The organism is Streptomyces sp. NPDC056527, assembly GCF_042794475.1.
Taxonomy (GTDB): Bacteria; Actinomycetota; Actinomycetes; order Streptomycetales; family Streptomycetaceae; genus Streptomyces.
Genome location: NZ_JBHTTQ010000064.1, coordinates 14,521 through 28,865 on the forward strand (window position 1 = coordinate 14,521; position 14,345 = coordinate 28,865).

General features: G+C 70.3%; 9 protein-coding genes. 7 read left to right on the top strand and 2 right to left on the bottom strand.

Annotated features, from left to right (window positions below):
- Positions 1-233: 233 nt before the first annotated feature.
- Both ACFQ7Q_RS25740 and map read right to left on the bottom strand, forming a co-directional pair.
- Positions 234-863, bottom strand: coding sequence for a class I SAM-dependent methyltransferase (locus tag ACFQ7Q_RS25740; protein WP_383559122.1), 630 nt, complete (start codon positions 861-863; stop codon positions 234-236).
- A gap of 217 nt (positions 864-1,080) precedes the next feature.
- Positions 1,081-1,848, bottom strand: a complete 768-nt coding sequence (map, locus tag ACFQ7Q_RS25745) for a type I methionyl aminopeptidase (RefSeq protein WP_383559124.1) — start codon at positions 1,846-1,848, stop codon at positions 1,081-1,083.
- Between the two features lie 168 nt (positions 1,849-2,016).
- Between map and ACFQ7Q_RS25750 the strand changes: the two genes are divergently transcribed.
- The 7 genes from ACFQ7Q_RS25750 to ACFQ7Q_RS25780 all read left to right on the top strand — a co-directional run bounded on the left by ACFQ7Q_RS25750 (position 2,017) and on the right by ACFQ7Q_RS25780 (position 14,343).
- Complete coding sequence (locus ACFQ7Q_RS25750; RefSeq protein ID WP_383559125.1) at positions 2,017-3,156, top strand: hypothetical protein; 1,140 nt, start codon at positions 2,017-2,019, stop codon at positions 3,154-3,156.
- Positions 3,157-3,604: 448 nt separating this feature from the next.
- On the top strand, positions 3,605-6,904 hold the full coding sequence (locus tag ACFQ7Q_RS25755) for a S8 family serine peptidase (RefSeq protein ID WP_383559149.1): 3,300 nt from the start codon (positions 3,605-3,607) through the stop codon (positions 6,902-6,904).
- 585 nt (positions 6,905-7,489) lie between these two features.
- On the top strand, positions 7,490-8,953 hold the full coding sequence (locus ACFQ7Q_RS25760) for a xanthine dehydrogenase small subunit (protein WP_383559126.1): 1,464 nt from the start codon (positions 7,490-7,492) through the stop codon (positions 8,951-8,953).
- Positions 8,950-11,355: a xanthine dehydrogenase molybdopterin binding subunit gene (xdhB, locus tag ACFQ7Q_RS25765; RefSeq protein ID WP_383559129.1), complete on the top strand. Its 2,406-nt coding sequence runs from the start codon at positions 8,950-8,952 to the stop codon at positions 11,353-11,355. The genes ACFQ7Q_RS25760 and xdhB overlap by 4 nt, the downstream gene beginning before the upstream one ends.
- 1 nt (position 11,356) lies before the next feature.
- The gene (xdhC, locus tag ACFQ7Q_RS25770; protein WP_383559151.1) at positions 11,357-12,217 is read left to right on the top strand and encodes a xanthine dehydrogenase accessory protein XdhC; all 861 of its coding nucleotides are present in this window, start codon (positions 11,357-11,359) and stop codon (positions 12,215-12,217) included.
- A 225-nt stretch (positions 12,218-12,442) separates the two neighbouring features.
- Entirely contained in the window at positions 12,443-13,903 is a 1,461-nt protein-coding gene (locus ACFQ7Q_RS25775; RefSeq protein ID WP_383559130.1) for an APC family permease, read from the top strand.
- Positions 13,900-14,343: a hypothetical protein gene (locus ACFQ7Q_RS25780; protein WP_383559132.1), complete on the top strand. Its 444-nt coding sequence runs from the start codon at positions 13,900-13,902 to the stop codon at positions 14,341-14,343. The genes ACFQ7Q_RS25775 and ACFQ7Q_RS25780 overlap by 4 nt, the downstream gene beginning before the upstream one ends.
- The last annotated feature ends 2 nt before the right edge of the window (positions 14,344-14,345 follow it).

Genomic DNA, 14,345 nt, shown 5'->3' on the forward strand with positions numbered 1-14,345 from the left:
GCCTGGCCGGAGGGCTGAATGAGCCGCCGGAGACGCCCGTGGTCGTGATCAAGTGATGCAGTGACGTTAAGGCACGGCGGCTCACAGCTGGTCGACCGTTTGGTAAAACCCGTTCGACCCTCTGGACGCGGCCCGTTGGGAACGTTGAGCTGCCGGGTCCGCGGTGGAACCGGAAGTCGGCATCGCACCCGGGCCCGGTGCACGGAAGGCGCCGTGCCGGGCCCACACGGGCCTCAGGCGGGGCGCTCGGCCATGATGACCAGGCCCGGACCGCTCAGCTCTTCCGCGGGGAGCCGGAGTTCGGCGACAGGGCGCAGTCCGGCCTGCTCGATCAGGGCCACGAGTTGTTCCGGCCGCCATTTGTGAGTGGTCCAACGAACGGGCACTCCTCCGTACGCCTCGGTGCGCACCACGTCTTCGTCGCCGACGTGCGTTGCCGTGATGAAGTGGCCGCCCGGCTTCAGGGCACGCGCGAACAGGGCGAGAACCTGGGGAAGGACGTCGCGAGGGAGGTTGAACAGTGACCACCAACCGAGCACACCGCCAAGTGAGGCTTCTCCGAGATCGAGTTCGGTGGCGGAGGCGACGCTGAAGCGGCATTCCGGATAGAGACGGCGCGCGTTCTCGATCATGCGGGGCGAGAGATCGACTCCCGACACGTCGAGTCCGCGTTCGGCGAGGTAGGCGGTCACCGTTCCGGGCCCGCAGCCGACGTCGAGGACAGGACCGAGCTCGCTCACCGTGTCGGCGAAGGCGTCGATCGACGCCTTGAGCCATGGATGGCAACGGATGTCGCCGAATCCCGTCGTCAGGACCATGTCGACGTAATTGTCGGCCACGCGGTCGTAGGACTCACGGACCATGTCGAGATCCGCTGGGCGGTCAATGGGGTCTGGGCGCATCAGCCAACAATAGGACGGCGGTTGGAGTGCGTCGGGAGGGCACCGTCGACGCCGGGAGTGAGGCGTCGACGCCCGGGCGAGGGGGCGAGAGTCCTGCCCGTGGAGAGATCGCGATCCGGTCCCGGTCCCGGCTCCGGCTCCGGCAGCGACCCCTTCCCCGTCAGCGTCCGGGAGGACCTCACGGCAAGGTCAGGATGCGGGGGCCCTGGTCGGTGATCGCGACGGTGTGCTCGATGTGGGCGGCTCTGCTGCCGTCCGTGGTGCGCAGGGTCCAGCCGTCGGTGTCGGTGCGGTAGGTGTTACGGCCGCCGGCCATGAGCATGGGTTCGATGGCGAGGACCAGGCCGTGCCGGAGGGGGAAACCACGGCCGGGGCGGCCGCGGTTGGGGACATGAGGGTCTTCGTGCATGCGGCGGCCGATGCCATGGCCGCCGAAGTCCGCGGGCATGCCGCAGCGCGCCTTGCGGGCGACGGTGTCGACGGCGTGGGAGATGTCGCCGATACGACTGCCCACCCGGGCCGCGGCGATGCCGGCGTCGAGGGCTTGCTGCGTGGCGTCGATCAGATCGAGGTCGCCGGGGCGTGGTGTTCCTACGGTGAGGGTGATGGCGGCGTCGCCGGTCCAGCCGTCGAGCCGGGCGCCGCAGTCGATGCTCACCAGGTCGCCGTCGCGCAGGCGGTAACCGGTGGGGATGCCGTGCGACACGGCGTCGTTGACGGACGTGCAGATCACGGCCGGGAACGCGACCGGGGCAAAGGACGGCCGGTACCCCAGGAACGGGGAGCCGGCTCCGGCCTCGGCCAGGACCGACCGGGCCGCTTCGTCCAGCTCCTTCAAGGACACCCCCACGCCGGCCGCTTCCCGGACCGCGGCCAGGGCGCGGGCCACCACGCGCCCGGCTTCCCGCATCGCGTCCAATGCGGCATCGGACTTGATCTCCACCACGTGTCGGCTCCTCGCATCACGTCGATCCAATACTTATACCGGTATTAGTATCACGGTGACGACCGGGCTCCCCTCGCACCACGGGAGGGAGGAACGTGGCGCGACAAACTCGATTGGCCGGCCGCTGACGAGCTGCGATGATGCCTCCGTTTCCCAGACGGAGGGCATTTGTTCGTTTTCGTGTGTGCGGGATGCGGTGCGGAGCTCACCGCCTCGCTGTCCCAGGTCGCCCTTCCGGCCCACGCCCATCAGAAGTACGGCAACGGGCTTCAGCTTCCGGTGCTCATGGAGTCGGGCACGTTCGCCGTGGACCCGGAACCCTGGGGGCCACCATGGCGAAGGTGGGAGGAGATCGGTCCGGACGAGGCGGTCGCCCGCGGTGTCCACGCGCCGGTCTACGCCCTGTCCGACGGCGCCCCCGGCGCGATCGTCATCGCACCGGGAGACACCCGCGACACCCGCCTGATCCCGGAGAGACGTGGCGGCGCCTGCTGCGGTCTCGACGGGGCCGACGGCCCCAACATGGCCTGCGAGGCCTGCGGCCTGCCCGTGGCGACTCGGATCGACGACTGCTCGCTCTGGCAGGCGGTATGGCTCGCGCCGGACCGCGTGCGCCGGCTCCCCGTCGACATCGCCGATACCGGCCCGCTGTCGTGGGCGGAGCTGATGGCGGTGGCGAAGGGCACGCCTCCGTTCGAGCCGGTCACCACGTGGGGGTCCCCGGCGGGGTCGCACCGCCTCTGGTCGTGGAGCCCGCAGTGGGAGGCTGCGGCCGGCCGGGCACTCGCGCATCTCCTGGTGGCATCGGAGGGTCGGCCGGTGACGGTCCCGGACGGTCTGATCGGGGACGTGTTCCAGGGGGCCATCGACGATCTGCTGCCCGCGGGCCCGTCGGCGCGGCGGGCCGTCCTCGCCGGACCCGGACGGCCCGCCCCCGACGAGGGAGCCGACATCCTCCTCGTACCGACCCATCCGCAGACGGGGCAGGTCTGGGACCCGGCCGACTCGGAGGCCCCGGGCGCCTCGGCGTACCTGGTGCCACTGCCGGTCGGGGTGTGGCTCTGGCTGGTCTCACCCGAGCCGGATCTGCCCGTCCCGAGGTCGGGCGGCAGGCCCGACGGCGTTCTCCGCGACGACTTCGACCCGCCCACGTCGCGTCCGGATCACGTGTTCCGAGTCGACGCGGGAGCGTTCCGGCACACCCTGGTCCGGCTGCCTGCCGTCCGGAGCTCGTGGCTTCTGAAGATCCTCGAGGACCACACGCCGCACATGCGCGCGGGCCTCGTCCGGCCCGCTCCCGGTTCCTGACCGGCGCAGACGATGCACCCGGCCGTGGCCGGGGCGGAAGGCCGTTTCATCCGCATGCGGAAACAGCCAACTGGAGGGACACGCTCCGACCGCGAGGACTCCGGTGCTCGAAAGGCGTGCGGGGACTGCGATCCGGAGGGGTCGGCGAGCGCCGGTGTCGCGCAAGGATCGCTCGGGCGTCACAGTCCCGTCACGGAGCCGTCGTGGCCCCATCGAACTCGCGGTCTTCCGGATGGCTTGAAACCACGCAGCTCAATCCCCCTCCCCGGCACGGGCGTTGATCGCCTCACATACTGCGCTGACCGGCGACGGGCGCCGTTGCGCGCCCCCGGCCGGTGACGACCACCCGACCTCATCCCAAGCTCCTGGGGGAGACTTGCGCGCACACGTGCACAGAGCACGCGCCTTCACCATCGCCGCGGCCACATCGGTGGCACTGCTGGCAGGCATGACCGGTCCCGCGGCGACGATCGCCGCCGCGACGGCCGCACCAGACATCGCACACGTCGACGGCAACCCGCGGATCACGCTCATCACGGGTGACCGCGTGGTGGTGGACGGCAAGGGCCGGATGGTGGGCTTCGAGTCCGCCGAGGGCCGTGAACACATACCCGTACAGGTGCGGCGCCTCAAGGACCACACCCTGGTGGTGCCCAGCGACGCCCAGCGCCTGATCGCCGCCGGCAGGCTGGACCAGCGGCTCTTCGACCTCGACGTGCTCACCGACGCGCGACTGCGCAAGAGCCATCGGGACGGGCTCAAGCTGATCGTGCAGTACGAAGGGGGCGCCGGCGCCGCACGGGCCGAGGTGCGCGCGGCCGGTGACACCCAGCTGCGGCGCACGTTCCCGACCATCGATGCCGACGCGATCCGTACGTCGAAGGACGATGTCGCCAGGGTGTGGGACGCGCTGACCGACCGGCAGCGGAGCGGTGCGCGCGCCACCGCATCCGGCATCGGCAAGGTCTGGCTGGACGGGGTGCGCGCCGCGAGGCTGGACAACGGCGTCCGGCAGATCGGCGCCGACAAGGCGTGGGAATCCGGATACGACGGTACGGGCGTCAAGATCGCCGTCCTCGACACCGGCGTCGACAAGACCCACGACGACCTGAAGCCACAGGTCGTCGGGGAGAAGAACTTCTCCGCCTCCGCCGACGCCGTCGACCGCGTCGGACACGGCACCCACGTCGCGTCGATCGCCGTGGGCAGCGGCGCCAAGTCCGGTGGCCGGTACAAGGGCGTCGCCCCCGGTGCCAAGGTGATCAGCGGCAAGGTCCTCGACGACGAGGGCTACGGCGACGACTCGGCCGTCATCGCGGGCATGGAGTGGGCCGCCGCCGAAGGCGCGGACGTGGTCAACCTCAGTCTCGGCGGCCCCGACAGCCCCGGCGTCGACCCACTGGAAGCCACGGTCGACAGGCTGTCCGCCGAGAAGGGCATCCTGTTCGCCGTCGCGGCGGGCAACGAGGGCGAGGCCGGCGCGTCGACGGTGGGCTCGCCGGGCAGCGCGGACGCCGCGCTCACCGTCGGCGCCGTCGACAAGGACGACACGTTGGCGCCCTTCTCCAGCACCGGCCCGCGCGTCGGCGACGGCGCCGTCAAGCCGGACGTGACCGCCCCCGGCGTCGCCATCACCGCGGCCGCCGCTCCCGGCAGCTTCCTCGACACGCGCCCCGGCACACCGCACCCGGCACCGGGGTACCTGCAGCTCGACGGCACCTCCATGGCCACCCCGCACGTCGCGGGCGCGGCGGCGATCCTGAAGCAGCGGTATCCGAGCTGGAAGTCCACCGAGCTCAAGGGCGCGCTGACCGCATCCACCAAGGGGGGCGACCACACCGCCCTCCAGCAGGGCTCGGGGCGCGTCCAGGTCGACAAGGCACTGGTCCAGAGCGTCATCGCCGATCCGGTCTCGCTGAACTTCGGCACGGCGCGGTGGCCGCACACCGACGACCAGCCCGTCAGCCGGAAGGTCGCCTACCGCAACCTCGGGACCACCGACGTCACCCTCGACCTGTCGGTGTCCACCCTGGACCCGAAGGGCAAGCCCGCCCCGGCCGGGTTCTTCGCTCTCGGCGCCTCGAAGGTGACCGTGCCCGCCGGAGGCCGGGCCGAAGTCGACCTCGTCGCGGACACCAGGATCGGCGACGCCGACGGCACGTACTCGGGTTACGTCACCGCCACCGACGGGGGCCAGTCCGTCCGCACGGCCGCCGTGGCCGTGCGGGAGGCGGAGTCGTACGACCTCACTCTCAGGACCGTCGGCCGTGACGGCACCGACGCCGAGAACTTCTCCAGCACGCTGATCGGCGTCGCCGGCCCGGCCGCCGGCTTCGAGGCCCGCGTCGACAACGACCCGGGCAGCCACACGATCCGTGTGCCCAAGGGCTCGTACACCCTGAACACGGCCGTCTACCAGGACCCGTCGGACTTCACCAAGGGCACCGACTGGATCGCCCAGCCGAAGCTGGACATCACCGGCGACACCACGGTCGCGGCCGACGCGCGGACCACCAAGCCGGTGGACCTCACCGTCCCCGGCATCGACCGGGCGGACTACGGGGGCACCTACTACGAGGTCGCCACCGAGGGGATCGGTCGCGTCGGCAACGGCTGGGTCCTCAGGGGCTTCACCGGCTTCCGCACCGCCCACATGGGTCCGGCCGTCACCGACGGCTCGCTCCTGCAGACCTGGGACGCGCACTTCCTCAAGGACGCCACCACCCAGTACTCGGTGGCCTTCGGTGGCAGGACCGACAGGGTCACCACCGGCTACACCAAGCACGTGAAGGCCGACGAGCTGGCCACGCTCAAGGTCGGTCTCGGTGCCTCCGCCCCGGGGAAGTCCGCCCTCGTCTCGCCGTTCGCCCATATCCCCGGCGCGCCGGAGGGCAACGGGTTCTCCGCACCGCAGGCGGCACCGGGCATGCGCACGTTCCTCGTCTCCACCGCCGACGGTGTCGAGTGGCTCACCAAGCTCGACCAGCTCGGCGAGCCCGACGAGTGGGGCTACCCGGCCTGGGAGGGAAGCTGGGAGATGCTCCGGCCGAAGCGCTACGAGGCAGGCAGGACGTATCGGGAGACGTTCAACACGGGCGTCTTCGGCCCGCTCCTTGGCGAGCGGATGGGCGTCTTCCGCACCGCGCCCGACGCGACCACGGGCGAACAGCACCTCATCGGCGCCGTGCCCCTGTTCGCCGACGGCCAGGGCCACTCGGGGTCCACGCCGTACACCTCGGCCACGTCGACGCTGTACCGCGACGGCGTCGAGGTCGGCCGGAACGACGATCCGCTGAGCGGCTCGCGGCCCTTCACGGTCGACGCCGCCGACGCCGAGTACCGGCTGGTGACGTCCGTGGAGCGCTCGGCGAACACCGCCTCGGCCTCCACCCGCGTCGAGACCTCCTTCACTTTCCGTTCGAAGCAGGTCGCGGCCACGACGGCGCTGCCGGTGTCCACGGTCCGCTTCGCGGCCCCCGTCGACCTCGCCTCGCGCGCCCCGCAGCGCACGCCGGCCGTGGTCCCGGTGACCGTGCAGGGCTCGGCGGCCGGAGGGAATCTCAAGTCGCTGAAGATGTCCGTGAGTTACGACGACGGAGGCACCTGGCAGCCGGTGAAGGTCCAGAACGGCAGGATCTCCGTGACGAATCCGGCGAAGGACAAGGGGATCTCGTTCTCCGCCGTGGTCACGGACAAGCAGGGCAACACGTCGACGCTGAGCGTCCACAACGCGTGGTACGGCAAGTGACGCTGCCCCGACGACTGTTCTAGCCGGTCACGGCGTCACCACCTGAGGTGGTGACGCCGTTCCGTCGTAGCGCGGCCGGCGGCGACGGCGGTGTCGTCGCCGGGTCCCGCCCACCCGCTCCGCCACCCACCGCCCCGGGCCCGGCGTCCCCCAAGCCCCGTGCGCGCCCCGTGCCCCGTGCCCCGTGCCCTGTGCCCTGTGCCCCGACCCAGGATTCCGCCGGAAACGCCCCGTCTCCGCACCCTAGGCTTGACCGGTGGACCTGCGGCGACGTAGCTTCGGGCGCACCGGTTCGTGAGTTCATGGAAGGAGGCGAATTCGGATGTCGATCATCTCCGAAGCGCATCGCCTCGCTCACGAGACCGCCTGGGCTCCGGGCCGTGTAGCACACGGCTGCTGAACAGCCCCCTTTTCCGGCGTGCCCCTTTGTGGCCCCGGTATCTTCCGATCTCTGTCACCGGCTTCGGCATGCCTTTGCATGCTGGTCTACGCGCCGGGTTCTCGAGCTGCGCCACCGAAACAGAAGGCTCCCGAAATGGCGACTTGGACAATTGGATCGACCGCGCACCGAAATGAGGATGTGCCATGGTAGCGGCGCGGATCACGGTCAATGGGGAAGAAACTCCACTCTCACCGACTGCCCCTCACACCACCGTGCTGGACTTCCTGCGCGAGCGTGGCCTCACCGGCACCAAGGAGGGCTGTGCCGAGGGTGAGTGCGGGGCCTGTTCGGTCCTGGTGGCCCGTGTCGGCGTGAACAAGCCCACGGACTGGGTGGCGGTCAACGCCTGCCTGCTCCCGGCCGCGGCGCTCGACGGTCAGGAGATCGTCACCTCCGAAGGTCTCGCCACCGCCGGCGTAACCGGCAGGACGCCCACGCTGCACCCCGTGCAGGAGGAGATGGCCGTCCGCGGCGGCTCCCAATGCGGTTACTGCACACCGGGGTTCGTCTGCAGCATGGCCGCCGAGTACTACCGGCCCGACCGCTGCGCGCACGCCGACTCGGCCGAGGAAGCCGACTCCGAGCACGGCCCGAACGGTTTCGATCTGCACGCGCTGAGCGGGAACCTGTGCCGCTGCACCGGTTACCGCCCGATCCGGGACGCGGCGTTCGCCGTGGGCACGCCCACCGAGGGCGACCCGTTGGCGCAGCGTCGCGAGCAGTCCCCGCCCGAGCCGGTCGCCACCGAGTACGTCCAGGACGGTCGCGCGTTCCTGCGGCCGAGCACCCTCGCCGAAGCGCTGCGGCTGCTGCGCGAGCGGACCGACGCGGTGGTGGTCGCCGGAAGCACCGACTGGGGCGTGGAGGTGAACATCCGTTCCCGCCGGGCCGATTGTGTGATCGCCGTCGACCGGCTGCCCGAGATGCGGGGGCTTCGAGTCGAGTCGGACCACATCGAGATCGGGGCGTCGCTGACGCTCACCGAGATCGAACGACGCCTCGACGGCGGTGTCCCCCTGCTGGCGGAGCTGTTCCCGCAGTTCGCGTCCCGGCTCATCCGCAACAGCGCGACCCTCGGCGGCAACCTGGGTACCGGCTCCCCCATCGGTGACAGTCCGCCGGTGCTGCTGGCGCTCGAGGCGTCGGTGGTGCTCGCCGACGCCGACGGTGAACGCGAAGTCCCGCTGGCGGACTACTTCACCGGCTACCGGCAGAGCGTGCGCCGACCGGGGGAGCTGATCCGGGCGGTACGCATCCCGCTGCCGTTGTCGCCGGTCACGGCCTTCCACAAGATCGCCAAGCGGCGCTTCGACGACATCTCCAGCGTGGCGGTCGCTTTCGCGCTCGACATCGAGGACGGGGTCGTCCGCAAGGCGCGCATCGGCCTGGGCGGCGTGGCGGCCACCCCGATCCGCGCCCTCGCCACCGAGGCGGCCCTGGAGGGCAAGCCGTGGACGGCGGAGACCGCCGAGGCGGCGGCCGGGGTGCTACGGGCCCAGGGCACACCCATGGACGACCACCGCGCCAGCGCCGGCTACCGCTCCGCGATGCTCGGCCAGAGCCTGTTGAAGCTGTACGCGCACACCACCGAGGCGGTCTCGTCATGAGCCAGTTGTCCGAGCGTCCCGAAAGGCCCGTCGTCGGCGTCTCGATGCCGCACGAGAGCGCCAACCTGCACGTCACCGGCGCCGCGCTCTACACCGACGACCTGGTGCACCGGACCAAGGACGTGCTGCACGCCTACCCGGTCCAGGTCATGAAGGCCCACGGCAGGATCACGGCACTGCACACCGAGCCCGCGCTCGCCGTGCCCGGTGTGGTCCGCGTGCTGACCGGTGCCGACGTGCCCGGTGTCAACGACGCCGGGATGAAGCACGACGAACCGCTGTTCCCCGACGAGGTCATGTTCCACGGCCACGCGGTCGCCTGGGTGCTCGCCGAGACGCTGGAGGCGGCCCGGCTCGGCGCGGCGGCTGTCGAGGTCGAACTCGAAGAACTGCCCTCCGTGATCACGCTGCAGGACGCGATCGCGGCCGACAGCTTCCACGGCGCCCGGCCCGTCATGGTGACGGGCGACGTCGACGCCGGCTTCGGCGACTCCGCCCACGTGTTCACCGGCGAGTTCCAGTTCTCCGACCAGGAGCACTTCTATCTCGAGACGCATGCCGCCCTGGCGCTCGTCGACGAGAGCGGGCAGGTGTTCGTCCAGAGCAGCACCCAGCACCCGTCGGAGACGCAGGAGATCGTCGCGCACGTGCTGGGCCTGCACAGCCATGAGGTGACCGTGCAGTGTCTGCGGATGGGCGGCGGCTTCGGTGGCAAGGAGATGCAGCCGCACGGATTCGCCGCCGTCGCCGCGCTCGGCGCCACACTGACCGGCCGACCGGTTCGGCTGCGGCTCAACCGGACGCAGGACCTGACCATGTCGGGCAAGCGCCATGGGTTCCAGGCCACATGGAGGATCGGCTTCGACACCGAAGGACGCATCCAGGCCCTGGACGCCACCCTGACCGCGGACGGCGGCTGGAGTCTGGACCTGTCCGAGCCGGTGGTGGCCCGCGCGCTGTGCCACATCGACAACACGTACTGGATTCCCCACGCGCGGGTCGTCGGGCGCATCGCCCGGACCAACAAGGTCTCCAACACCGCCTTCCGCGGATTCGGCGGACCGCAGGGCATGCTGGTGATCGAGGACATCCTGGGCCGGTGCGCGCCGCTGCTCGGCCTGGATCCCATGGAGTTGCGGGAGCGGAACTTCTACCGCAAGGGGCAGGGCCAGACGACGCCGTACGGACAGCCGGTCACTCACCCGGAGCGGATCTCCCTCCTCTGGAACCAGGTTCGGGACGACGCCGACATCGCCGGCCGCAGGCGTGACATCGCGGCCTTCAACGCCGCGCACCCGCACGCCAAGAGGGCGCTGGCCGTCACCGGTATCAAGTTCGGGATCTCGTTCAACCTCACCGCCTTCAACCAGGGCGGCGCGCTGGTGCTGATCTACAAGGACGGCTCGGTCCTGATCAACCACGGCGGCACCGAGATGGGGCAGGGCCTGCACACCAAGATGCTGCAGGTGGCCGCGACCACCCTGGGTATCCCGCTCCACAAGGTGCGGCTCGCCCCGACGCGGACCGACAAGGTGCCCAACACCTCCGCCACCGCCGCCAGTTCCGGCGCGGATCTCAACGGTGCGGCGGTGAAGGACGCCTGCGAGCAGTTGCGCGGGCGACTGCTGCAGGTGGCCGGCACCCTGCTGGGGGCGAACGCCTCGGATGTGCGCATCGTCGACGGCGTGGCGCGCGTACTCGGCAACGACGCGGAGGTGGCCTGGGACGATCTGGTGCGGACCGCGTACTTCCAGCGAGTCCAGCTGTCGGCGGCCGGTTTCTACCGGACCGAGGGGCTGCACTGGGACGTGAAGTCGTTCAAGGGCTCGCCGTTCAAGTACTTCTCCTACGGCGTCGCCGCGACCGAGGTGGAGGTGGACGGCTTCACCGGCGCGTACCGCATCCGGCGCGTGGACATCGTGCACGATGTCGGCGACAGCCTGTCCCCGATGATCGACATCGGCCAGGTCGAGGGCGGGTTCGTGCAGGGCGCGGGCTGGTTGACGCTCGAGGACCTGCGCTGGGACACCGGTGACGGGCCGAACCGCGGCCGGCTGCTGACCCAGGCGGCGAGTACGTACAAGCTGCCCAGCTTCTCGGAGATGCCCGAGGAGTTCAACGTACGGCTGATGGAGAACGCGACGGAGGAGGGCGCGGTCTACGGGTCCAAGGCCGTGGGTGAGCCTCCGCTGATGCTGGCGTTCTCGGTACGGGAAGCGCTGCGGCAGGCGGCCGCGGCGTTCGGGCCCGCCGGAGTGAGCGTGGAGCTCGCGTCCCCCGCAACACCGGAGGCGGTGTACTGGGCCGTCGAAGCGGCCCGCGGGAGCGGCAAGCGGCGTGACGACCACGCTCGTGACGCCGGTGACATCCCCACCGACACGAGCACGCTGAGCAATGCCTGACATGACCTGGGTCGCCGCGGTCGCGCGGTTGCGGGCCCGCCGGGAACCCGGCGCGCTCGTGACCGTCGCGACCGTGCGCGGCCACGCGCCCCGCCGGGCCGGCGCCAAACTCGTCGTGGGACGGACCGAGACCTGGGGCTCGATCGGCGGCGGCAACATCGAGGCCGTCGCGATCGACCGGGCCCGAGAGCTGATCGGCTCGCCCGATCCGGAGTCGGAGCTGATCGAGTTCGCCCTCAACGACAAGGTCACCAGCCGTCATGGCGTCCAATGCTGCGGCGGAGCCGTGAGCGTCCTGCTCGAACCGCTGCCGGTGGTCCAGGCAGTGGCGATCTTCGGCGTCGGGCACGTGGGGCTGGAGCTGGCACGCATCCTGGCCCGTCACGACCTCGATCTGCATCTGGTCGACACCCGCCCGGACGTACTCACCGACGAACGGCTCGGCGTCCTCTCGGACGCGGTGGCGCAGATCCACGTGCACCACGTGCCACTGCTTCCGGAGGAGGTGCTCACGGAGCTGCCGCCGGGCACCCACGCTCTGATCATGACGCACGATCACGCCGAGGACGCCGCGCTGTGCGACGCCGCCCTGCGCGTCAGTGGTCTGGGCTCGATCGGGTTGATCGGCTCGGCCGCCAAGTGGGCGCGTTTCCGGCACCGCCTGTCCACCGAGGGCGGCCACGACGCCGCCACCATCGACCGGATCAAGACTCCGATCGGCATCGCCGGGATCGCGGGCAAGGAACCGGCCACGATCGCGGTGAGCGTCGCTGCGGACCTGCTCCGGACCTTCGAACAGGAAGCCCGACGGCCGGAGCCGAACCCGGTCGCCGCCGGGCAGACGCCCACCACCAGCCCGTAGCGCGGACTCGCCGGGCAGGCCGGAGGGCAGGTCACACGGATCCTGGCCCTCGTATCTACGGCGACTCCTGGGACGCACCTCGACGCATGCCTTCGGGGCATGGATCGCGCTCCGGCGCTCGGCCTCGCGGGGCCTCGGTGTCACTCCGATGGCCGACCCGTCGTGCGCACGATCCCTCCCGTACGAAGACTGGCGGCACCCAAGTCGCCCGTGCGGGAGGGACCTATGAGTTCGATGGACGTACCGGCCGATGTGCCGAAGCCGGTGGCCCGAGCCGACGCGAGAACCGCGTCGGCTCCCACGATGACGTGGGTGACGCTGGCCCTGATGACGACGGCGTCCGTGGCCAGCCTCCGTGCCGCCCCCACCATGGCCGTCTACGGGCTGGCCTGCGTCTTCCTCTACCTCGTCCCGGCCATCGTGTTCCTGCTGCCCACCGCCCTGGTCTCCGCCGAGCTCGCCTCCGGCTGGACCGGCGGCGTGTACCGGTGGGTGAGCGAGGGCCTGTCCAAGCCGCTCGGCTTCCTCGCGGTCTGGTGCCAGTTCGCGATGACGATCTTCTACTATCCGAGCCTGCTGGCCTTCGTGGCCTCCACGATCGCGTACATCATCGACCCGGCCCTCGCCTCCAACGGCGTCTACACCGCCATCGTCATCATGGTGCTGTACTGGACCGGCGTCTGGGTCTCCTCACGCGGGACGAAGGCCCTGGCAGGACTCGCGAGCTGGGGTCTGATCATCGGCACCCTGATCCCCGGCACCATCCTCGTCGTCCTCGGCATGGTCTTCCTCGGCCAGGGCAACCCCTCGGCCGCCCCCATGACCGCCAGCCATCTGCTCCCCCAGTGGACGGGCCTGGCCAGCCTCGTGCTGATCGTCAACAACTTCCTGTCGTACTCGGGCATGGAGATGAACGCGGTCCACGTCTCGTCGCTGAAGGACCCGGCCAAGGAGTACCCGAAGTCGATGTTCCTGGCGGTCGCCCTGGTGTTGCTGATCTTCATCCTTCCGGCGCTCGCGATCAGCTGGGTGGTCCCGGCGGACCAGCTCAGCCTCACCGCCGGTGTGATGCAGGCGTTCGAGGCCTTCTTCGCGTACTTCGACATCGGATGGATGACCCCGATCGCCGCCGTCATGCTGATCTCGGCCTCCCTCGCGGGCATGCTCACCTGGCTGGCGGGTCCGTCCAAGGGGCTGCTGGAGATCTCGCGCAGCGAGGGCTATCTGCCGCCGTTCCTGCAGAAGCTCAACAAGTTCGGCGTCCAGCAGAACATCCTCGTCACCCAGGGCGTCGTCACCTCGGTGATCGCGCTGATGTACGCGCTCATCCCGAACGTGTCGAGCGTCTACTGGATCTTCTCGACGATCACCACCCAGGTCTATCTGATCGTCTATCTGCTGATGTTCGTCGCGGCGATGCGGCTGAGGAAGCTCCAGCCCGACCATCCCCGCGGCTACCGGGTGCCCGCGATCGGTCTGATCTGCACCGTCGGCCTGCTCGCCTCGCTCGCGGCGCTCGTCATCGGTTTCGTCCCGCCCTCGCAGTTCGGGGGCAGCAGCGTCTGGTCGTACGTCCTGTTCATCGGCTGCGGCCTGGGCGTCCTCGGCCTGCTCATCCCCTGGCTGTTCCTGCGGTTCCGCAAGCCCGGCTGGCGCACCGCCGAAGCGAAGGGAGACATGGCGTGAGCCCCACCCAGTTCGCCGCGCAGCACAAGTGGATCTACATCGGCGCGATCGTCGTCCTCGTCGGTCTCGTGGTCGTCGGACTCGTCCAGTACAGCGCCGTCCGTAAGAACAACCAGACGGCGGCCAAGGCCGACGAGCTGAGTGCGAAGCTCGTCGCGGCCGGCTACCCGGCGCCGGACACGGACATCACCGAGAGCATCCTCGGCACCGACGGCGGCCCGGTCTGCGAGGACCCGGGCGCCGCTCTCAACAACGCCCTGTGGAAGGTCCAGCAGCTGTCCAACGGCGCCACCGGCCCGGGCATGCGTCCCGTCATCGCCGACAGCAAGGCGGTCGAGATCGAGCGAATCGTGCTGGAGGTGTACTGCCCCGACAAGGTCGACGACTTCGACGAGGACCTGGACGACCTGAAGACCGACGACACCGTACGGAGAAGCTGACG

Coding starts and splice junctions, on each gene's coding strand:
- xdhC (WP_383559151.1), top strand. CDS start 11,357: ATGACCTGGGTCGCCGCGGTCGCGCGGTTGCGGGCCCGCCGGGAACCC.
- xdhB (WP_383559129.1), top strand. CDS start 8,950: ATGAGCCAGTTGTCCGAGCGTCCCGAAAGGCCCGTCGTCGGCGTCTCG.
- ACFQ7Q_RS25760 (WP_383559126.1), top strand. CDS start 7,490: ATGGTAGCGGCGCGGATCACGGTCAATGGGGAAGAAACTCCACTCTCA.
- ACFQ7Q_RS25755 (WP_383559149.1), top strand. CDS start 3,605: ATGACCGGTCCCGCGGCGACGATCGCCGCCGCGACGGCCGCACCAGAC.
- ACFQ7Q_RS25740 (WP_383559122.1), bottom strand. CDS start 863: ATGGTCCGTGAGTCCTACGACCGCGTGGCCGACAATTACGTCGACATG.
- ACFQ7Q_RS25775 (WP_383559130.1), top strand. CDS start 12,443: ATGAGTTCGATGGACGTACCGGCCGATGTGCCGAAGCCGGTGGCCCGA.